Below are 20,290 nucleotides of genomic sequence, written 5' to 3' on the forward strand. Positions count from 1 at the left end.
TCACATCAGTTGAATAATCGAGTGACTGAGTGCGACTGAGTGAGTAAAGCCGTCAGTTGATTGATATTCATTGAGGGGTAATAGAGGTGTCCTTGCGCGTAGCGACAGCCCAGATCAAGCAAAAAGTCACGCTGATCTTCGCGTTCCACTCCTTCCGCAACCACTTTTAATTTCAGCAATTGCGCCATCTTAATGACGGCTTGGCAAATCACGATATCGTCTTTGCAATGAGGCAGATCGGTGACAAAACTGCGATCGATTTTGACGGTGTCCACCGGGAAATGCTTAAGGTAGGCGAGGGAGGAGTACCCCGTGCCAAAATCGTCAATTGCTAAGGAAACGCCTGCTGCCGCGAGCGTGTGTAAGGTATGTTGGTTTTGGCTGAGGTTTTCAATGAAAACTTGTTCTGTCAGCTCAATTTGCACTCGCTCGGGTGGGACTTGATGGCGTTCGATGGCATGGAGAATAGTATCGGCGAGGAAGCTGTCTTGGAATTCATGCCCAGAGATATTTATCGCGATAAATGGAGGGGCGCAGTGCTGCGCCAGCAAGGTTGCATAGGTTTCTAGCGCCTCATTAACCACCCAAGTGCCTAACTGCCGCATAAGCCCGGTGTCTTCTGCGGTACGAACGATGGTATCAGGAGAAATTACCGCGCCCTCTGTATCTTGCCAACGTACCAAGGCTTCAATGCCGGCAATACTGTGATCGTTTAAATCGATTTGCGGCTGAAAATGTAAGCTCAACTCGTTACCTTGAATCGCTTTGCGGATGGCGTACTCGGTATCTTTTTTCTGATGCAGATGGTCTCGCATGGCCATTTGGAACACCACGACTCTGTGATGAGAGAGTTGACGAGCGCGATGGGCTGCGGTGTCTGCGTGACGTAACAGTTCTTGAGCCGGCATGGACGCATCGTAACGGTAACTAATGCCGACGGCACAGGTGACAATAATCTCCTCTGCGTGATGGAAGAAAGGTTGCTCAATGGTTTTGCGGATCTGTTTCGCGTAGATCTCCGCTTTCAGCGGTGAAAGCTCGTTGCCGGCAATCGCGAATTGGTCATCGCTGATTTTGGCAATGTAGTCATCGGTTTGCCTGACGCGCTTTAGACGCTGTGCTAATTCAATTAAAAGCTGATCATGCACCGCTTGTCCATATAAATCATTGATCTCTTTTATGTTATCAATATCTACGCAGATTAGCGCGAGATCGTGTGGGTAAGTGCTGGATTCATGTACTCGCTGCTGAATATAGCGAGTGAGGGCATGACGATTGGGGAGATACGTCAAGGCGTCGTGGTTTGCGATAAAATGTAGTTGCTGCTCGACGTCTTTGCGTTGCTCAATTTCATTTTTTAAATAATCAATCGTGGTCTGTGCCGCCCGGCGAGACATCAAATTCACCTCAGCCAAATACAAGGTGATGCCCAATAAAAGCGCCACAAGCATGCCGGCGATGTAAATCATGATGGGTAATGAAATAAACTGACTGGCGCCTGGCGCTTGCCAAAGCGTGAGCTGCATCGCCGATTGCGTGCTCGTCAATCTCAAAGGTGCCGAACCAACCGCGGCAAACGGGGAGATAGTGTCACCGCGCAACACGGTGTCGTTTGCCCAACGGGTGATGGTGAGGTGTTGATCTTGGTTAAGATAGTCGGACGCAACCTGGTTAATAAGCGCGTCAAGATTAACGACTGCGCCAAGATAGTAACTTGGCGCGGCGCGGCTATGACTGTAAATCGGATAAGCAATTCGCCATTGGGTAAGATCGGGCTGGTCTGTCTTAAGCTGGCCCTCTGGTTCACCCACTACGTCAAATGAAAAACGCGGTTGATCCTGGCTGGTATCCGCGTGTGTTTGCCAACTTATTACTCGTCGGCTGTCCGCCCAAAATAATGATGAAATATAGGCACTGTCTTGTTGGGTTTGTTGCACTAAGGCTTGCCATGTCGAGAAGGTCGAGGGCACATCTAACTCGATATTGCTGGCTAATGAACTTAGCCGCGTGAGTTGCGTATCAATGTCATGTTCGACGGCACGAGACAAAGCTTGAACTTCCACATTGAGAAGTTTTTCAATCCGTTGTGCTTGTTGTGATTGGGCAGCCTGATACAACAAAAACGTCGCAACGAGCACAGCAAAACAGACGAGCGCGATGAAAATCATCGCACGTCCACGGGGTTGTGCCGACCGTCTAGCGAGTGTGATCGGGTCCTCGTTGTGACCGTTGAATGTCGATAAAGGCATAGGGCGTGCGCGTAAGACTTCAGGTTATAACCAGATTTTGCCAGTGTAGTTCGAAGAATGGGTGATTGCGCGTATCAATACTGAGACATTGCCCGGTAGCGTGGCGCCGACAGAATGGGCTGATTAATCCAGCCACTGACCTAAACGCGACCGAATATGAAATTGTACAAAAAATTTTTTTTGTACAATTTTGATCCATCCTCTACTCTTAGTTGTACAACATCTTATAAATGTACAACTCCGTAGCCAATACGGCGCGGCTAGTGTAGAGGTCAGTTATGTCATTCCCCGTCGGTGTTAGCGCCTGTGTTATTGGCGAAAAAGTACGATTCGACAGTGGTCATAAGCGGAGTCCCTTTGTCAGCAAAGAGTTGGCACCCTATGTAGACTTTGTGCCAGTATGCCCTGAAGTCGGGATCGGACTCCCTGTACCGCGCCCCGCTATTCGGTTAGTCGACAAAGGCGATTTGTCAGTGAGGCTGGTGGAAACCAAAGATCAGCAAAAAGATTACACCGAAAAAATGACGGCGTTCAGTGAGCAAAAAGCGGAGGAGCTCGCTCATCAATCACTGCGTGGCTACATTGTTTGTGCTAAGTCACCGACTTGTGGCATGGAGCGGGTGAAAGTCTACCGCGAGAATGGTTACGCCTCCGATATTTCCGGGGTAGGGCTTTACACTCAGGCACTGATGGCGCGTATGCCATGGCTACCCGTTGAAGAAGACGGCCGGCTTAACGATCCTATCCTCAAAGAGAACTTTGTTTTTCGGCTATTTGCGCTTGATGATCTTTACCAGAGTGTCGAGCAAGGGGTGACCAAGAAAGCCCTTGTCGATTTCCACTCACGCTATAAGTTGGTGCTGATGGCGCACTCACCTGAAAAGTACCGTGAGCTTGGGCGATTTATGGCCAACATCGGCCATTATGACCTTGATCGTTTTTTTGAACAGTACCGCACCGCGTTTATGCAAGCTATCGCCATTCGTGCGACGCGTAAAAAACACACCAACGTGCTGATGCACCTGCAAGGCTATTTTAAAAACAACCTTGATAAAAGCCAGAAAGCTGAGTTAGCGAACCTTATTCATGCGTATCGTCAGGGCACCATGCCTTTACTGGCGCCGCTGACGTTGATTTCGCATCACCTCCATAATCACCCTGATGCGTACTTAGCTAACCAAGCCTATCTCAAGCCTTATCCTGATGCGCTGAGGCTTCGCTATGGCCTTTAACACGACTCACGCTCTGACCATCAGTCAGGTCGCGGATCAAACCGGGGTTAACCCTGTCACGCTGCGTGCTTGGCAGCGACGTTATGGATTGCTTGCGCCTGAGCGAACGGCCAAGGGACATCGGCTTTATAGCCAAGAAGATGTAGAGACTATCGCTCATATTCTTCAATGGTTAGATAAAGGCGTACCGATCAGCAAGGTCAAGCCACTTCTGGCTCACATTCCCGTGTCGGCAGACACGGGCGATGACAGCGTGGCACGTGAACTGATTGACTGTATTCACACATTCTCGGTTAAACGGCTAGGGAACGTTCTGGACACGCTTTTAAAAGAGTATCCCTTCTATTGGTTAGTCGAGCATGCCTTTACCCCAGTCGACCAATGGTTAGGTGACGACGAGGAAGCGGTACGTTTGTTACAGCGCGACCTGTGGCAAAGCGCCGTGATCGATCGATGCCGAACAGCGCTGGCGGCGAATGCAAAACGGCATGCACCATTTCGATGCTGGCTTGTCTCCTTAACCGTGACCAGTGAATACCAACGTGTGCTGATGGCTATGGCACTCAACGAGAAGGGTTACAGCGTCACTATTCTGTCAAGCCCGCATCAACAATTGAATATGTTGGTTGAGGTGATGCGGGAGCAGGGGGCGAGAACATTGGCCTTGATGGCAAATCGTCGGCTCGATCGTGCCCAACTCAATCAGGTACGCCATTGCCTGGCTCAAGATGATATTGAGGTGGTGAGCCAAGCTTTTATCTGCTCCGTACACGGTGACGAGTTGGCAGAACTTAAGGAGAACAAAACGTTATGCATCTAGTCTGGTTTCGGCGCGATTTACGCGGGCTGGATAATCGTGCGTTGAGCGCAGCCAGCGACGCGTCCGAGCCCGTGGTGGGGATTTTTATTGAGACACCGGAACAGTGGGCATCGCACCACCTTTCGCCCAAGCAAGCGGGCCTTATTAAGGCGCGGCTAGACGCGTTACGTGAGGAGCTTAGCGCGAAAAATATTCCTTTAGTGGTGGAGCGCGCGGCTGACTTTCCTCAATCGGCAGAAAAAGTGGCCGACTATGCGCACCGCATTGGCGCAACAGCGGTGTTTGCCAACAAGGAGTACGAGCTTAATGAAAGCAAGCGTGATGAACAGGTGTGTGCGGCGTTGGCGGACAAAGGCATCGCATGGTATGCCTATGATGACCGCAATTTATTCGCCCCGGGTACCATAAAATCAGGAAAAGGTGAACCGTATAAGGTGTTTACTCCCTTCAAAAAAGCCTGCTTACGAGCCCTAGACGGCATGGATGTTTCACCGTGCCAAAAACCATCCAAGCGCGAGACAAACTCAGCCGTTGACGCGATCTTTTCACAGCTTCAACCGATTCATTTTGATTATCCGATGGAGGATGTCTCGGACTGGGCGTCCGATGAGAAAGGGATCCTCGCGCACATGCGTCGTTACTGCCGCGAGCAAGTGGCGGATTATAAACGACAGCGTGACTTTCCGGCGGTGGATGCCACCAGTCAGCTTTCTCCTTATTTGGCCATTGGCGCATTATCCCCGCGTCAATGCTTGGCGCGTTTACAAGAAGAGCAAGCCGATTGGCGCGAGCCCGATACAGGGGCTGCCACCTGGCTGTCGGAGCTTATTTGGCGTGATTTTTATCAGGAAGTGAGCGCACAAAACCCAGCAATCAGCAAAAAGTACAGCTTTTTAGCCTGGGGCGAATCCGTGGTATGGGATAACGACCCGACATTGTTTGAGGCTTGGAAGACGGGAAAAACGGGCTTCCCCATTGTGGATGCGGCCATGCACCAGCTTAATCAAACGGGTTGGATGCATAACCGATTGAGAATGATTGTGGCGAGCTTTTTGACCAAAGATCTGCTTATCGATTGGCGCTGGGGAGAAGATTACTTCATGTCCAAACTGATTGATGGCGATTTTGCCTCGAACAACGGGGGCTGGCAATGGTCTGCGTCGGTGGGGACCGATGCTCAACCTTACTTTCGGATCTTTAATCCGACCACACAGGGAGAGCGATTTGATAGCGATGGGCGCTTTATTCGTCGCTGGTTACCGGCGCTTAAAGAGGTGCCAGGCAAGCATATTCACAACCCCTGGCAGTGGGCGGATAAGTATGCCCAGTCCCTTGATTATCCGCGTCCGGTGTTGGATCACGCCACTCAGCGTAAAAAGGCGCTAGCCATATTTGAAGCGGCGAAGGATCRGCCTCAGGAGCAAACACCATGACTCGCTCGCCAACCCATGTCGGTGTGTCGCAATTTGTGACGACCTATCAAGCGCTCAATAAAGATAACTTGTCATCACTGGCGACGATTTATCACCCCCAGATTGTGTTTGTCGACCCGGCGCACGAGATAACTGGCTTAGAGGCGTTTATCCAGTATTTTTCGCTGCTGTACGAAAACGTGACTGATTGTCAATTTCATATACACACGACCGCGGTAGACGGAGATGATGCCTTTGTGACCTGGACCATGATGTTATCGCACCCCAAGCTGGATGGGGGAAAAACGCGACAAGTCCAGGGCTGTTCTCACTTATGTTTTTGTGACGGCAAAATTATTCGGCATCGTGATTACTTCGACTTAGGTGAAATGCTGTACGAAGCGCTGCCTGTGATAGGTCGCCTGCTCAAACATATCAAAACGAGGCTAGGACAATGAAACACGTATTGATCACCGGCGCGACGTCGGGAATTGGTGAGCAATTGGCAAGAGACTATGCACGTCAAGGCTGGCATGTAACAGCTTGTGGACGGAACCAAGACAAGCTCAACACCATGGCTCGCGATCACGCATCACTAGACGCATTGGCGTTTGATGCTACGGATAGCGAACAAACGCATCAAGCGCTGGGTAACCTAAGCGTCTTTCCTGATTTAATTATTTTAAATGCCGGGACGTGTGAATATATCGACCATGGCAAAGTCGATGTGGCACTGTTTAAGCGTGTGTTTGAGATCAATGTCTTCGGTGTTCTCCATTGTATTGAAGCGCTACAGGCTCGGTTCACTCACAGCACGCATCTTGCCATTGTCGGCTCCTCGGCCAGTTATATGCCGCTGCCACGTGCGGAAGCATACGGCGGATCAAAGGCGGCGATTAGCTACATTGCCAACACCTTATCGGTCGATTTGGCACAGCAAGGGGTGACGCTGTCACTTATCTCGCCGGGATTTGTAAAGACGCCACTGACAGACCAAAACGACTTTGCGATGCCGATGCGCATCACGGTGGAGCAAGCCTCTGAAGCCATTCAAAAAGGATTGGCAAAAGGAAAAACGGAAATACATTTTCCGCGGAAATTTACCTTTATTCTCAAGTTTCTCGCGCTACTGCCCATGTCCTGGCAGCGAGCCCTCGCACGACGTATGACAAGGAACTAAAGCATGAAAATTGCCATCATCGGCTCAGGCATTGCCGGTTTAACCTGTGCTCACTATCTCAATAAACAGCATGATATCACCTTGTTTGAAGCGAATGATTATTTGGGGGGCCACACGGCGACAGTCGATGTCGAGGTCGCCAGTGGACAGTACGCGATTGATACCGGCTTTATCGTTTTTAACGATCGCACCTACCCGAACTATGAACGTTTACTCAATGAAATTGGTGTGGATCGCCAACCTTCTCAGATGAGCTTTAGTGTCCGCAATGATGCGAATGGACTGGAGTATAACGGGCACAGCCTTTCCTCGTTATTTGCGCAGAAGCGTAATGTTATCAATGTGCGTTTCTACCGCTTTTTGGCCGAGATTATGCGATTTAATCGCCTTGCGCGCGACGCACATGCCACGGGTGAGGCTGAGCGGCAAGGCGCACTCAACACCTTGGGTGATTTTCTCAATCAACATGGGTTCAGCGATTATTTTTGTCAAAACTATATTCTCCCCATGGGCGCGGCGATTTGGTCATCCACTTTGTCGGATATGCGTGGTTTCCCCTTGGCGTTCTTTCTACGTTTTTTCCAAAACCATGGCTTATTGGATATCGCGAATCGGCCGCAATGGTATGTGATCCCCGGTGGCTCTCGTGAGTATGTTAAAAAGCTCACGCCTGCCTTTGAGGATAAGATCCACCTGAATTCACCGGTGACACAGGTTCGCCGTACCCCTGATGCGGTATGGGTGACTACAGAGGCCGGTGAACAAGCGTTTGAACAGGTGATTTTTGCCTGTCACAGTGACCAAGCCTTGGCCATGCTGTCCGATCCTAGTGAAGCGGAGCAACAGGTGCTCGGGGCGATTCCCTATCAAGACAATGAGGTTGTGCTTCATACCGATACATCGCTGTTGCCCAAGCGTCAAGGCGCCTGGGCGAGTTGGAACTATCATTTGCCCTTGTCAGATAAAACAGACACAGATCCGGCGGCTTTGACCTACAATATGAATATATTGCAGTCAATTCAGGCGCCTGAGACATTCTGCGTGACGCTAAATCAAACCGACAGGATTGAGCCGAGTAAAATTCTCAAGCAATTTGTCTATGCTCACCCCGTATTTAATACCGACAGTGTTGCCGCACAGCAACAGCGCCATCGAGTGAATGGCCAGCAACGTAGCTGGTTCTGTGGCGCCTACTGGTATAACGGCTTTCACGAGGATGGTGTGCGGAGTGCGCTTGATGTGGTGGAGGGGATCAATTCGTGAGTGAGTCGGTTTCAGCACTAAATAGCGGTTTGTATGTCGGACACGTGCGGCATCGGCGTTTTAGCCCAATAAAACACACGTTCAATTACCCGGTGTTTATGCCTGTGATTGATCTGGATGAGCTTAGTTTGCTGGCATCGCAGGTCAAAGGGTTTCGCTTGGGCAAGTGGGGGGTAGCCGCCTTTGATCACCGCGATTATTTGAATGGACAAGCGGATACCAAAGCAGCATGCATCGATAAGATTCAAGAACTGACAGGCGAGCGCATTGAGGGGAAAGTGTATGCGTTGTGCCAGCTACGTTATTTGGGCGTGTATTTTAGTCCGGCCAACTTTTATTACCTCTATGACCAAGCGCATAACTGGCGTTATTTATTAGCCGAGGTAAGTAATACCCCGTGGGGAGAGCGGCATTATTATGCCGTGCCTGCGGGTCAACGGTATGAACATGACAAAGCGTTTCATGTCTCTCCGTTTAATCCTATTAAGCAGCGTTATCACTGGCGTCTGCGCCCCTTAGGTAAGCGGGTTCACTTGCACCTCGAGGCTCACCGACAACAGAAAGAATTCGACGCCACACTGGGACTGCAGCGACGTCCGTTTACATCAAAAACACTGAATAAGTTATTGATCCGGACGCCGATGGAAACAGTAAAAGTTGTCATTGGTATTTATTGGCAAGCGCTCAAACTATGGATAAAGGGCGCACCGTTTTATCCGCACCCGAGTGCGAAGAAGGAGTAATTATGTCTGCAACGGACGTCCCTCAGAGTCAACGCACGCTGACACGTAAAGAGCACTACGCCAAGCAGTTGGTTTACACCTTGCTAGCACACGTTGATGAGGCGTGTATTTCTCTGGTCGATGAGCAGGGCCAGACCTTACAGTGTGGTGATCCTCAGGCACAATTACATGCATCCGTCCTGGTACACGACCCACGCTTTTACACCCGGATTTTAACCGGCGGCAGCATTGCGGCGGCCGAGGCATACATCGATGGTTGGTGGGAATCGCCAAACTTAACTGACGTCATTCGCGTATTTGCTCGCAACCTTCCTGCTATCGACAAAATTGAAAAGCACACTGGCTGGTTGGTGGGGTTGGGTAACAAGCTTGCTCACTGGCGCAATCGCAATGAAAAAGAGACCGCGCGCCGCAACATCGCAGCACATTATGACCTCGGCAACGACTTGTACCGCCATTTTCTTGATGAGCAAATGCTGTATTCCAGTGCTATTTACACAGACAAAGAAATGACGCTGGAACAAGCCCAAGTTGAGAAGATGGACCGACTCTGCCGACAACTTGCGCTGACTGCAAATGATCATTTGCTCGAGATTGGCACCGGCTGGGGAGGCATGGCGATCTACGCGGCTAAACATTACGGCTGCCGCGTGACTACCACCACTATTTCACAAGAGCAATATGCGTGGGCGAAAGCCTGTGTCGAGCGAGAAGGGCTGGAAGATAAGATCACGCTGCTACAACAAGACTACCGCGATCTGACTGGTGAATACGACAAACTGGTCTCGATTGAAATGATTGAAGCGGTGGGGAAAGAGTACTTGGACACTTTTGTGCGTCAATGTCAGGCCTTGCTTAAGCCTGATGGTTTGATGGCTATCCAAGCGATCACCATTGCTGATCAGCGTTACGAACATTACAGCCGTAACGTCGACTTTATCCAAAAGCATATTTTCCCCGGAGGATTCTTACCTTCAGTGAGTGTGTTGTTGTCTCACCTCACCGCTCAAACTGATTTTGTGATCAGAGACTTAAAAGACATCGGCTTGGATTACGCACAAACCTTGGCGGATTGGCACACACGCTTCAATCAGCAGACAGACGCACTGCGCGACTACGGCTATGACGATCGGTTTGCGCGTTTGTGGCGCTATTACTTTTGTTATTGTGAGGGCGGTTTTAAGGAGCGCACGATCAGTGCGGTACAGCTACTCCTAAGTCGCCCCGCTTGGCGAGAGGCATAATTCGTGCGCTTTGTCGTTATTTCTTTATTGTTCAATGTTTACTGGTTTTCGGCGGCGCTCGGTCCGCCGAGCTTTCAGTGGTTGATGGTCGCGATGTTGCTGGGCGCGATCCTTTATGACCGCAGCGTGATGTGGGCAATGGCCGTACTCACGCCTGTTGGGTTGATCGGTGATAGCCTATTACTTCACACACAGTGGTTAGCGGTTGATACTGAGTACGTTGTGATGCCGCTGTGGCTACTATTACTGTGGCTAGGATTTTGCAGTTTTGTCTGGTTAATGCGTGACCTGATCCTTGCACGTGCATTTTGGTTTATGACGGCGCTGGGCAGTTTGGGTGGCGCGAGCAGTTACTGGGCAGGAGAGCGTTTAGGGGTTTTAAGCTTCCCACAGTCACTATGGGCCACTGGCGCGGTACTGATAGGGGTCTGGTTAGTCTACAGCATCTTCCTGATTAACCTGATGCAATGGCTGCAACATCAGTTGCGTGCCCGTTCTACCGCGACAAGGAGAGAGCCATGAATAGGCGGGTCAAACACCTTATATTAATGCTTGTGCTCGCAATGCCTAGCTATGCGGTCGAGACCACGACGTCGTCAATGAAATGGCAAAGCTGGCCACAAGTTGGCGAAGCGACGTTAACTTGGGGCTGGTGGACCATCTATCAGTCATCACTGCGCTCACCGACCGGGCGTTATCAAGCGCAAGCACCCCACGCGCTAGTGATTACCTACGCGCGCGACATCAGTGATCAACGACTGATGAAAGCAACCAAGGATCAGTGGGAGCACTTGGGCTTTACGGAAACACAACGAGCGCGTTGGGAAAAAGCGCTAGACAAAGCGTGGGGGGATATTGAAGAAGGCGATCGTTTGGCATTCGTGCGCCACGCACAAAAAGGGATATTTTACGCCCAGCCAAAAGGAGAAAGCTGGCAAACGACATTGACCGTGGATGACACCGAGCTGGCGGATGCATTTCTCGCGATCTGGTTATCGGAAGACACGGATTATCCAGATCATCGTCGAGCATTATTAGGAGAAACGCCATGAGAAAAATGACGCAGACGATAGGCAAGATTCTAACGGTATTGGTGAGTGCCATGCTGGTGGTGGCGTGCTCTGCCGATATTGATGATTACCAAGGTCAAAAGCCGGACTTTAACTTGTTTGAATACTTTGAAGGACAAACAAAAGCCTGGGGTATGGTGCAAGATTTTACCGGTGAGCAAACCCGACGCTTCGTTGTTGATATCGAAGGTGTGGTAGAGGGAGACACACTGACACTGGATGAATCCTTTGTGTATGCCGATGGCGAAACGCAAACCCGAGTTTGGACGATTAAACGTCACCCTGACGGGACTTATACAGGGACGGCTGGCGACATCGTCGGGACGGCAAAAGGGGTGGTGGCGGGCAATGCGCTTAATTGGCGGTACGACTTAGTAGTGCCAGTTGGCGACAGCGAATACCAACTCCACTTTGACGATTGGATGTTTCGCCAAGACCAAGATCGCCTCTTTAACGTCACTTCGATGCGTAAATGGGGCATAGAAGTCGGCAAAGTCACGCTTTTCTTTGAGCGGGTGGAGCCATAGTGCGCGAACAGAACGCGTTAGGGGCGTTAACCAACCCCCCTAGCCAGACCGATTGCGCGTTGGATAACCCAGCGCAACAGCTTGGGGATCGGGGCGTTTAACTCGTTCTCGGTATAAGCGATAATGGCCAGCGCGGCGTCGGGCTTGGCATAGCGTTTTAAGGCTTTGGCGATAATGCGTTTGTCGTTCATATGAGGCTGCTGTCCCGTGACGCCGGCCATATCGCGAAACAAAGGCTCATAGCCGTTATTATATAGGTAGTGTTCAATGTCGCGGTCAGGCAGCACGGTTAAACGCGCGCCCTCTGGTTGATGCTCTATTTGCCCGCGCGCCGTCGCGGCGTACTTTTTACCAGCCATATCGCCATCTGCTACTAAATGCCATTCAATGCCCAAGGCCTTGGCGGCCTTGATCAACGGCCGCAAACCGCTTTGGGCAAACTCGATAAGGTGTACCCCTTCTGCCGCTAAGTCATAACCTTGCAATCGCGCCAGCTCGTTAAACAGCCAAATTTCTGTTTCACCCTCGACCAATAGCCAACAGCGTGCAAACAGTGCACTGGGTCGGTGAAAACGAACATGGAAGGTGACGCGGCGACGCTCGTCTTGGCTGAGAAGGTGAGACGGTACTTGGTGGCTATGGGTTTCGGTGGGGTGTCGCACCAGACGGCGAATATGGTCTAGTTGTACACCCGCGAGCAAATCACCACTATTGGTAGTAAGAAGCTTTTGCATCGGCATCAACTGAATCAAGCGCCACGCTTGGTTCAGTAAGGTTGGATGAAGTCGCCCCTCTGGATCTTCAAATAGCATCACTGGCCGCGCATTGCGTTTGAGCTGTTTAGGCCCGCGTGCTCGGACAAACGCACTTAATAGGCCCATGAGCACGAGCCGGCTTTGATTAGAGGTGTTTGCGGCCACCGCTTCGAGCGGGTGCATTTGGTTATGCGTGATGGCCAATGCGCCTGGGGCATGAATGGGATAAGGATCGCGGTCATGCTCGTAGGCGGCAAAATAGTGATCGAGCAATTGACGCATGGCATGCAGGCCGCTCTTTATCTCGCCTTTATTCACATGGCCAGGCATCATCAACAGGCGGCGATAAGTGTTGTCTAACCGCTGCTCAAGACGGGTGTTATCTTTGGTGACCGCTTGTCCTGGTACGCGCATGCGCCTTGCATCACGCACACGAACGACAGGATGGATTTGCATCAGGTGGCTGGCGAGTGCGTCACTGTTTTCGTGCTCAATCATATCGCCTTGTGAGGATAAAAACGCTCTTCGTACTGAGACCTTGCTTTCTTGGATGGTGGCGCTCAAGCAATAATCAAGGGTTCGGCAACCCGCGTTGGTTCCATTCCAAACGGGTTTAAAACGACGATAGCGACGCGCTTTATGCTCACCGGGAAAGCTCTCTTGCCAACGGAGAATGATTTGAAACTGTTGTTCAGGCAAGACCCCCAGAACATGGTCGACATGAAAGTCCGAGCGTTTGAATTGAGGTTTATCGCCACTGGGGTGGAGGGCAATTTCTAACGCATCGAGTAGAGAAGATTTCCCCCATGCATTTTCACCGATTAAAACGGTCAGTTCATCTACTTGCAGTGACAGGCGGTTGATACCACGAAAGCCTGCTATTTCAATTCGGTCTAGTCTCATTGTCACCTCTGTTTTACAGTATGACACCTTCTTGAAAAAGAAAACCCAGTCCTTTGTGGTTTTGTGCTATATGCCTGATTTATTGCACTTAACCAAGTGGGGACTCGGGCATATTTACAATAGGGTGGTGAGCGAAACCCTGATATAGTGTTTAGAGTTAATAACGCAGCCCGATTGGGCGATCATCAAGAGACAGTCATGCTATCGTTTGAAGCCCTACAAGTGCTGGATGCCATTGAGAGAAAAGGAAGTTTTGCTGCCGCCGCTGAATCATTGAATCGTGCGCCGTCATCATTAAGCTACCAGGTTCAAAAACTCGAAGACGAGCTGGGTTTGGTGATTTTTGATCGCTCCGGACATCGCGCCACATTTACCGATGCGGGGTATTTATTGGTTGAACGTGGGCGGATGTTATTGAATGCCGCCGATGAGATGGTCGCCGATGCGGCCTCCTTGGCACACGGATGGGAGTTGGAGATTTGCCTGGCCTATGATGGGCTGTTTAAAAGCCACTTCTTCTTTCCTCTGATCGAGCGCTTGGCGAAGAAAAGCAATACGCGCCTTAAGTTGACCGAGCAAATCTTGGCAGGATGCTGGGAAGCGCTGGCCCAAGACCGCGCTGATGTGTTGGTAGCACCCATTCCCGACACGGTGCCGCAGGGCATAAAGGTGCAGCCTTTGGGCGAGATGAGCGCCTATTGGGTAGCCGCGCCCGACCATCCCATTCACAAAGAGGCGCGTCCCGTTGAGCCTGATGTGCGTGCCAAATATCGCGGGGTGGCGGTGGCGGATACTGCGCGTGGTATGCAACCTAAAACCTTTAATGTGTTAGAAGACCAGCCGCGGCTCACCGTCAGTTCAATGCACGATAAATACGCGGCGATCTTAAACGGACAAGGGATCGGGACGCTGCCTTGGTTTTGGATACAAGATGATCTCAATGCGGGCCGTTTAAAACGCTTGAAAGGCGGAGAGCCATTTGAGCTAACGCTTGGGGTGGCCTGGAAACGTAATCGGATGGGTAATGCTAAATCATGGTTAGTACGCCAGCTTCCCAAGCTCTTAGCGCCCTACCTGCAAGCAGGGGATATTCCCATTGGTCACACGTAGGTAAAACAGCGTTTCGCTTGCTCGTTTTTAGCCGCGCTCGTCCGGCCGATGCATGCAGCCCAAGTCCGTTTAGACGTTTTTAGTCGTTAACTGGCGGATGCGGGTGCAAAGACAGTTGCATATCGACAATGCCATCTTCCATTTGCACATCAATACTAAAACCACATTTTTGTGCCAAGGTTATCATCCCTCGGTTATTGGGCATCGTCATCCCGGTGATCCGCGATAATCCCGCTTGGCGACCGTAATCGATGATGGCTTGCATAAGCACGCGACCTAAACCTATCCCTTTCAGATCGGAACGCACGAGCACGGCAAACTCAGCGTCGGTGTTTTGTGGATCTGCCAGCAAGCGTGCTACCCCCCAAATCTCTTCTTCGCCAGACGCAAGATGGTAAGTAGCCACGAGTGCCATTTCACGGTCATAATCAATTTGGGTCAGGTTTGCCAGCGCTTCATGGTTGAGTTCGCCGACGTCGGAAAAAAAGCGACGATACAAATCTTCTTCAGAGACTTTTTCTACGAAGGCTTTATGCGTCGGTTCATCCTCGGGAAGAATAGGACGAAGCAGAATGGTCTGCCCATTTTTGAGCTGGATAGACTGCTCAAGCTCTTTCGGGTAGGGGCGTATCGCTAACCGCTTTTGTTGACTGCCTGCGTAATCACGCAACCGTAGGGAGGCATCGAGAATAGTCAGCTCATTGCCAGACACCAATAAAGGGTGAATATCGAGTTCATCAATCTCTGGGCAATCAATGATCATCTGTGACAGGGTCACTAAAAAACGGCATAAGCGGGGAATATCAATAGAGATCGGAAAACCACGTTGTTTGATTTTGCCGCTCTTTATCGCGCCAATGACCAGGTAACGTGCCAATGCCATGTTCAATGGTGGGATCGCAACCGCAGCATCCTTGGTCACATCCCAATCCGAGCCCCCTTCACCCAGCAGAATGATAGTGCCGAACACGGGATCATTGCTGATGGTCACCCGCAATTCTTGCGCGCCAGCGCGATGAGCCATGGATTGGACTAACAGGCCTTCAATACGCGCGTCTGGAAAGGTAACCGTGACACGATCCACAATGGCTTGGGCGGCATTCGCGACTTCAGCGCCAGTGCGTAGATTGAGCATGACGCCCTGTACATCCGATTTGTGTCGGATATCTTGTGAGCGCAGTTTTACCGCGACCGGGTAGCCAACCTGTTCAGCAATTTGCGCGGCTTCGACCGAATCATTAGCTAACCAGGTTGCTATTACTTGCATGCCATAGGCTTCGAGTAAGGGGCGGACTTCGTGGGTGGTTAAGGTCAAATGCTCAATATCTTCTGCTTGATCGATAAACGCGCGAGCGGCGGGCAAGTCGTAGTCCATATTCCCCGTCGAGGTGGGCGTTTCCATTAATTGCTTTTGGTTGCGCCGATATTCCACGAGATGCATGTAGGCGGTGACGGCGCTTTCGGGCGTACGATAGGTCGGAAAACCGGCATGGGTAAACGCGAGACGCGCGACCGTGGCATCATCACCTTCGCCTTGCCAGTTGGTGAGAATATTAAATCGGCGCGCGCGAGGGTTTTCTTTGAGTGAATGGATAATGGCCTTGGCGGTACTCAAGCCCGGCGCGGTGACTGAGGGAGAATGCATGATAAGCACGGCATCGGCATCGTCACTGTTTAACACAATGTCAATCACCGCTTGATACCGTTGCGTATCGGCGTCCCCTACGATGTCAATGGGGTTGGTTTGCGACCAGCTTTTGGGAAGGACCTGATGCAAGGCGTCGAGCGTTTGCTCGCTCAGCGTCGCTAACTTACCGCCAGCATCCATCAGCGTATCGACGGCCATCACCGCCGGCCCGCCCCCATTGGTAATAATTGCAAGGCGTTCACCACGGAGTGGCACCGAGTGAGCAAGGGTTTCCACCGCCGCAAACAGCTCGTGCGTATTGTTAACGCGCAGCATACCTGAGCGGCGAATTGCCGCATCGTAGGCGGCATCTAAACCAATATTGGTATGACTGAGCTGCTCGAGTGCCACCGAGCCGCCTCGTGTGCGGCCGCTTTTAAGTACCAGGATCCGCCGATTACGGGCAGCGGCGCGGGCGGCTGATATAAATTGGCGCGCGTCGCGTATTGAGTCGACATACAGCAAAATGGCGTCGGTTTTGCTGTCACGACAAAGAAAATCGAGTAACTCTGGAAAATCGATATCGCTTGCTTCACCGAGTGAGATAAAGGTGGAAAAGCCAATACGTTTGTTGCGAGCCCAATCTAAGATGGTGGTGCATACCGCTGCAGATTGAGAGACAAAGGCAATATTGCCCTTATTGGCAGGGACCGGCGCAAATGACGCATTGAGATTCAGCCAAGGTAAGATCATGCCAAGGCTATTAGGGCCGAGGACGCGCATGGTGTATTTTGCCGCGATCTGTTGCATGGCGTCGTATTGACTGATCGCTTCTGCATTTAATTGTCCCCGCATGCCCGCTGCCAGCACAATCACCAGCTTTACCCCCCGTTCGCCAAGCTGCTCAATAAGAGGAGGGGTGGTTTCGCCACGCGTACAGAGGATGGCTAAATCAGGCACCAAGGGAAGATCTGCCACGGTTTTGTAGGCTAATATACCGGCAACCGCTTGGTACTTGGGCGTCACGGGCATGATAGGGCCTTGGAAGCCGCCGGACTGCAAATTGCGCGTGACAACGTAGCCAGCACGACCACTGTGATCAGACGCGCCCACTACAGCGATGGACTTTGGCTTGAGGAGTTGATCGATACCGGCCATGGTGCCCTCCGTTGGTTGACGTGTGCTTGCTTGTGGTGCTCAGAGGTGCAAGCGTGTTTACTGGCCAGTTTATCGGTTTGCGCTTGAATTCAACGGTTTTTTTTAGCGCAATGTGATCTCGGCATGGCAGAAAATGAACAGTGAGATAGACTAAAAGCGACGTTTAACGTGACTATCTGTGAGCTGTAGCCGGAAACCTCTTGCAAGAGGATAACTTTTGGTTGAATGGCTCCTAGGTCGGGGGCACAATGAAACAAACTTGGATAACTGACAGAATCACAATGAAAAAATTGGCCTTACTGGCTATCGTCATGCTGCTGACCGGATGCAGTGGCGGTGGCGTTACCACTGAAATTTACAGTCAGACAATTGAATCAACCGACAAGCGCGATAGCGTGCAAACGGAAGATACCGCGCAAACGGCAGACGCCGAGCCGATGATGAACACGGCCAAGCCTGAGCCGAAGCCAGCACCGAAAAAGCAAGCGGCGAAACCCGCGACGCAAAGCGCTGGGTATACCATCCAAGTCGTTGCCCTTAGTCATGATAGAGGGTTCAGTGATTATGCCAAACGGCTTCCGAGCGACCAGCCATTGTGGAGCAACAAAAAAATGGTAGATGGTTTGCCATGGTACACCTTGTTATACGGTGAATATCCAAGCCGTGATGCCGCGAAACGAGCGATTAAGGCACTACCACAAACCATTCAGGAATATGGTCCTTTTGTACGCGATATCAGTAAAATAAAACGGTCTTCAACACCTGAGATGATCCGTGTGAATTAATTCGCGGGTTGGCGTGATTGAAAAGCTGGCGAATGCCAGCTTTTTTGTTGCGTGGCGTTTATCCCTGTATTGCCGGTGACGCGCTAGCGGCACAGATTGAACAAACCTCCAGCAAATGGGCTCTAATGAACGAATAAAAACACCTCTGGGAGATGCAAGCGAATCCGCATTTGTCTACTATGGCGTTAGTGTCCGAACAGCGCGTCTAGACGCGTGATGAGAGAAGAAAATGACCAAACTCAACCTGCTTTTGTTATGCGGTGGCGGCGGGGCAGAACATGATATTTCCCTCGTATCTGCCCGATATATTGAATCACAATTAGCTAAGTTACCCCGCGTTAAGGTGCATAAAGTTGAAATGACCCAAGACGGGTGGCACCTGGATGACGGTATGCGCTGTCATCTTGATACTGATGGCAACCTGTGCAGTAAAGTGGAACTCACGCAAATTCACTATGTTGTGCCTTGCCTTCATGGCTTCCCGGGCGAAACCGGCGATATTCAGTCATTACTGACGATCACTGGCCTGCCATACTTAGGATGTGACGCGGAAGGTAGCCAGATCTGTTTTAATAAAATAACGTCAAAGCTATGGTTTGATGCACTTGGTATCCCTAACACCCCCTATGTGTTTATCACCGACCAAGGCGAGCAGAGCCAAGCACGTGCCTCCGCGTTTCTAGCGGACCATCAGGCGGTGTTTGTGAAAGCGGCCAGCCAAGGGTCGAGTGTAGGGTGTTACCACGTAACAGATGCCGCGCAGCTACAAGCCCGGATTGCCGATGCATTCACCTTCTCGGATCAAGTCTTGATCGAAAAAGCGATCAAGCCGCGTGAATTAGAGGTGGCAGCGTTTCAAGTGGGCGATGAAATTATCGTGACACGCCCCGGTGAAATCCGGTGTCCCGAAGGGAGCTTTTACACCTACGAAGAAAAGTACAGCGAAGGGAGCCACAGTAATACCTATATAGAGGCTGAAAACCTGACTGAAGCACAAGTGGCAGCAATCCGTGCCTACGCCCATCAGGCATTCAAGCAACTGCGTTTAAAAGACATGTCGCGTATCGATTTCTTCTTAACCGAAGACAACGAAATCTTAGTCAATGAAATTAATACGTTTCCTGGCATGACGCCTATTTCTATGTTCCCCAAACTGATGGAACACCATGGCTTAGCATTCCATGAATACTTGGCATCCTGTATTAGCACGGCCACGGGTCGACGGGTTAATTGATTAATCGGTAAGTTTTTTTCGTCGGTAACGCGACTTGGCTTGTTCGCTGGCCTCCGTATTACCGACATATTGCGCCGGCATGGCGGGGCTTTTCCAACGTCCCATATGTTGGATTTGCTTTATCGTCATGCCTTTTTTCGCGAGCGACCGACTTGCCCCCACTCTGGGTGACTGGCCGGAAAAGGTGACGGACTCATCCAACAGCGCACTAGCTCGTCGAAAGACACGATAAATCGATGATGGGTCAAGCGGCGCTTCTCCCAACTGACCATGCTTGTTGATTCGCCGAAGTAGGGGGCCTTGGCGGATACCTGTTTTGTCTAACCAGTCCATCAATAACCTAGCGACGGATTCAGACAGTGGGACGCGCTGGTCTCTCACCATAATGAATGCTTGCGCCTCGACCGTGATCAGGTCATCTACCGACAGGGCGGCTAGCTCGCTGCGCTTTAATAATCCTTCGTATGAGAGCGACCAAACTAAACGATCACGTATGTCTTTTAAGCGCTTTGAACGGGCAAGCTGTTGGTTTAACGCCGCTAGATGATGAGATTGAAAGGGAGTGGCCTCTCGGCTTTCTGGTAACTTCGCGTGGAGTAGGCGCGCCATTGCGTACTTTACTTCCCGGTGCTTACTGGGATCTTTAAATTGGTGAAGCTTGTGCACCAAGCCGACGGTAATAACCATCCTACGCACGGCTGAAATCTTACGCCGATTGGCTGTTATTTCAGCAAAACGGCGCAGCGTGGTGACAGCACAAGGAAGTGGCGTCACATTCTGTTCTTGGCAGAAGGCAACGAAAACGCGCCAATCATTACGATAACTCAACAGCGAGTTTTGACTATAGACGTTTTGCGTGACAGAAGACCATTCTTCAATGCTCAATGTGCCTGTATTAAAGCGAGCTTGACTTTCTTCAATATCACTTGGGTCTAAAGGCAATAGTCTTTTCATAACGCACTATAACTTGTTATTAAT

The 20,290-nt window shown here is 50.9% G+C and carries 18 protein-coding genes; 14 read left to right on the forward strand and 4 right to left on the reverse strand.

The window, feature by feature from the left end:
• Positions 1-5: 5 nt before the first annotated feature.
• Complete coding sequence (locus BZG13_RS08985; RefSeq protein ID WP_158074878.1) at positions 6-2,168, reverse strand: putative bifunctional diguanylate cyclase/phosphodiesterase; 2,163 nt, start codon at positions 2,166-2,168, stop codon at positions 6-8.
• Positions 2,169-2,527: 359 nt separating this feature from the next.
• Between BZG13_RS08985 and BZG13_RS08990 the strand changes: the two genes are divergently transcribed.
• Genes BZG13_RS08990 through BZG13_RS09040 form a run of 11 tightly spaced genes read left to right on the forward strand, consistent with a single transcriptional unit; the run spans position 2,528 to position 11,740 of the window.
• On the forward strand, positions 2,528-3,481 hold the full coding sequence (locus BZG13_RS08990; RefSeq protein ID WP_069363004.1) for a YbgA family protein: 954 nt from the start codon (positions 2,528-2,530) through the stop codon (positions 3,479-3,481).
• The gene (locus BZG13_RS08995) at positions 3,471-4,301 is read left to right on the forward strand and encodes a MerR family transcriptional regulator (protein ID WP_077486383.1); all 831 of its coding nucleotides are present in this window, start codon (positions 3,471-3,473) and stop codon (positions 4,299-4,301) included. The genes BZG13_RS08990 and BZG13_RS08995 overlap by 11 nt, the downstream gene beginning before the upstream one ends.
• Positions 4,292-5,734, forward strand: a complete 1,443-nt coding sequence (gene phrB, locus BZG13_RS09000) for a deoxyribodipyrimidine photo-lyase (RefSeq protein ID WP_077486384.1) — start codon at positions 4,292-4,294, stop codon at positions 5,732-5,734. Before BZG13_RS08995 ends, phrB begins: the two co-directional genes overlap by 10 nt.
• Positions 5,731-6,171 carry a nuclear transport factor 2 family protein gene (locus tag BZG13_RS09005; RefSeq protein ID WP_077486385.1) on the forward strand — a complete coding sequence of 147 codons (441 nt, stop codon included), beginning with the start codon at positions 5,731-5,733 and terminating at the stop codon, positions 6,169-6,171. Before phrB ends, BZG13_RS09005 begins: the two co-directional genes overlap by 4 nt.
• The gene (locus tag BZG13_RS09010; protein WP_077486386.1) at positions 6,168-6,893 is read left to right on the forward strand and encodes an SDR family NAD(P)-dependent oxidoreductase; all 726 of its coding nucleotides are present in this window, start codon (positions 6,168-6,170) and stop codon (positions 6,891-6,893) included. Before BZG13_RS09005 ends, BZG13_RS09010 begins: the two co-directional genes overlap by 4 nt.
• Before the next feature lie 3 nt (positions 6,894-6,896).
• Positions 6,897-8,156, forward strand: coding sequence for an NAD(P)/FAD-dependent oxidoreductase (locus BZG13_RS09015; RefSeq protein WP_077486387.1), 1,260 nt, complete (start codon positions 6,897-6,899; stop codon positions 8,154-8,156).
• Positions 8,153-8,899 (forward strand): DUF1365 domain-containing protein, encoded by a 747-nt coding sequence (locus BZG13_RS09020; protein WP_069362998.1) that lies wholly within the window; start codon positions 8,153-8,155, stop codon positions 8,897-8,899. Before BZG13_RS09015 ends, BZG13_RS09020 begins: the two co-directional genes overlap by 4 nt.
• Positions 8,900-8,901: 2 nt before the next feature.
• Positions 8,902-10,143 (forward strand): SAM-dependent methyltransferase, encoded by a 1,242-nt coding sequence (locus BZG13_RS09025; protein ID WP_077486388.1) that lies wholly within the window; start codon positions 8,902-8,904, stop codon positions 10,141-10,143.
• Positions 10,144-10,146: 3 nt separating this feature from the next.
• Complete coding sequence (locus tag BZG13_RS09030; protein ID WP_077486389.1) at positions 10,147-10,665, forward strand: DUF2878 family protein; 519 nt, start codon at positions 10,147-10,149, stop codon at positions 10,663-10,665.
• Positions 10,662-11,195 (forward strand): hypothetical protein, encoded by a 534-nt coding sequence (locus BZG13_RS09035; protein WP_077486390.1) that lies wholly within the window; start codon positions 10,662-10,664, stop codon positions 11,193-11,195. The genes BZG13_RS09030 and BZG13_RS09035 overlap by 4 nt, the downstream gene beginning before the upstream one ends.
• Before the next feature lie 5 nt (positions 11,196-11,200).
• The gene (locus tag BZG13_RS09040) at positions 11,201-11,740 is read left to right on the forward strand and encodes a DUF3833 domain-containing protein (RefSeq protein ID WP_102504657.1); all 540 of its coding nucleotides are present in this window, start codon (positions 11,201-11,203) and stop codon (positions 11,738-11,740) included.
• A 26-nt stretch (positions 11,741-11,766) separates the two neighbouring features.
• Here BZG13_RS09040 and BZG13_RS09045 read toward each other — a convergent pair whose 3' ends face one another.
• Positions 11,767-13,398 (reverse strand): DUF2813 domain-containing protein, encoded by a 1,632-nt coding sequence (locus tag BZG13_RS09045; protein ID WP_077458309.1) that lies wholly within the window; start codon positions 13,396-13,398, stop codon positions 11,767-11,769.
• 198 nt (positions 13,399-13,596) lie between these two features.
• Here BZG13_RS09045 and BZG13_RS09050 point away from each other — a divergent pair, with 198 nt between their 5' ends.
• Positions 13,597-14,508, forward strand: coding sequence for a LysR family transcriptional regulator (locus tag BZG13_RS09050; protein WP_077486391.1), 912 nt, complete (start codon positions 13,597-13,599; stop codon positions 14,506-14,508).
• A 79-nt stretch (positions 14,509-14,587) separates the two neighbouring features.
• Here the strand turns inward: BZG13_RS09050 and BZG13_RS09055 are convergent, their stop codons facing one another.
• On the reverse strand, positions 14,588-17,293 hold the full coding sequence (locus BZG13_RS09055) for a bifunctional acetate--CoA ligase family protein/GNAT family N-acetyltransferase (RefSeq protein ID WP_077486392.1): 2,706 nt from the start codon (positions 17,291-17,293) through the stop codon (positions 14,588-14,590).
• Positions 17,294-17,574: 281 nt separating this feature from the next.
• Between BZG13_RS09055 and BZG13_RS09060 the strand changes: the two genes are divergently transcribed.
• Positions 17,575-18,078, forward strand: a complete 504-nt coding sequence (locus BZG13_RS09060) for an SPOR domain-containing protein (protein WP_198935512.1) — start codon at positions 17,575-17,577, stop codon at positions 18,076-18,078.
• A 229-nt stretch (positions 18,079-18,307) separates the two neighbouring features.
• Positions 18,308-19,312 carry a D-alanine--D-alanine ligase gene (locus tag BZG13_RS09065; RefSeq protein ID WP_069362991.1) on the forward strand — a complete coding sequence of 335 codons (1,005 nt, stop codon included), beginning with the start codon at positions 18,308-18,310 and terminating at the stop codon, positions 19,310-19,312.
• On the opposite strand, the gene BZG13_RS09070 is transcribed toward BZG13_RS09065, so the two are convergent.
• Complete coding sequence (locus BZG13_RS09070) at positions 19,313-20,266, reverse strand: tyrosine-type recombinase/integrase (protein WP_077486393.1); 954 nt, start codon at positions 20,264-20,266, stop codon at positions 19,313-19,315. It lies immediately after the preceding gene.
• Positions 20,267-20,290 lie beyond the last annotated feature (24 nt).

This window comes from Salinivibrio sp. ML323, from assembly GCF_001995745.1.
Lineage (GTDB): Bacteria > Pseudomonadota > Gammaproteobacteria > Enterobacterales > Vibrionaceae > Salinivibrio > Salinivibrio kushneri.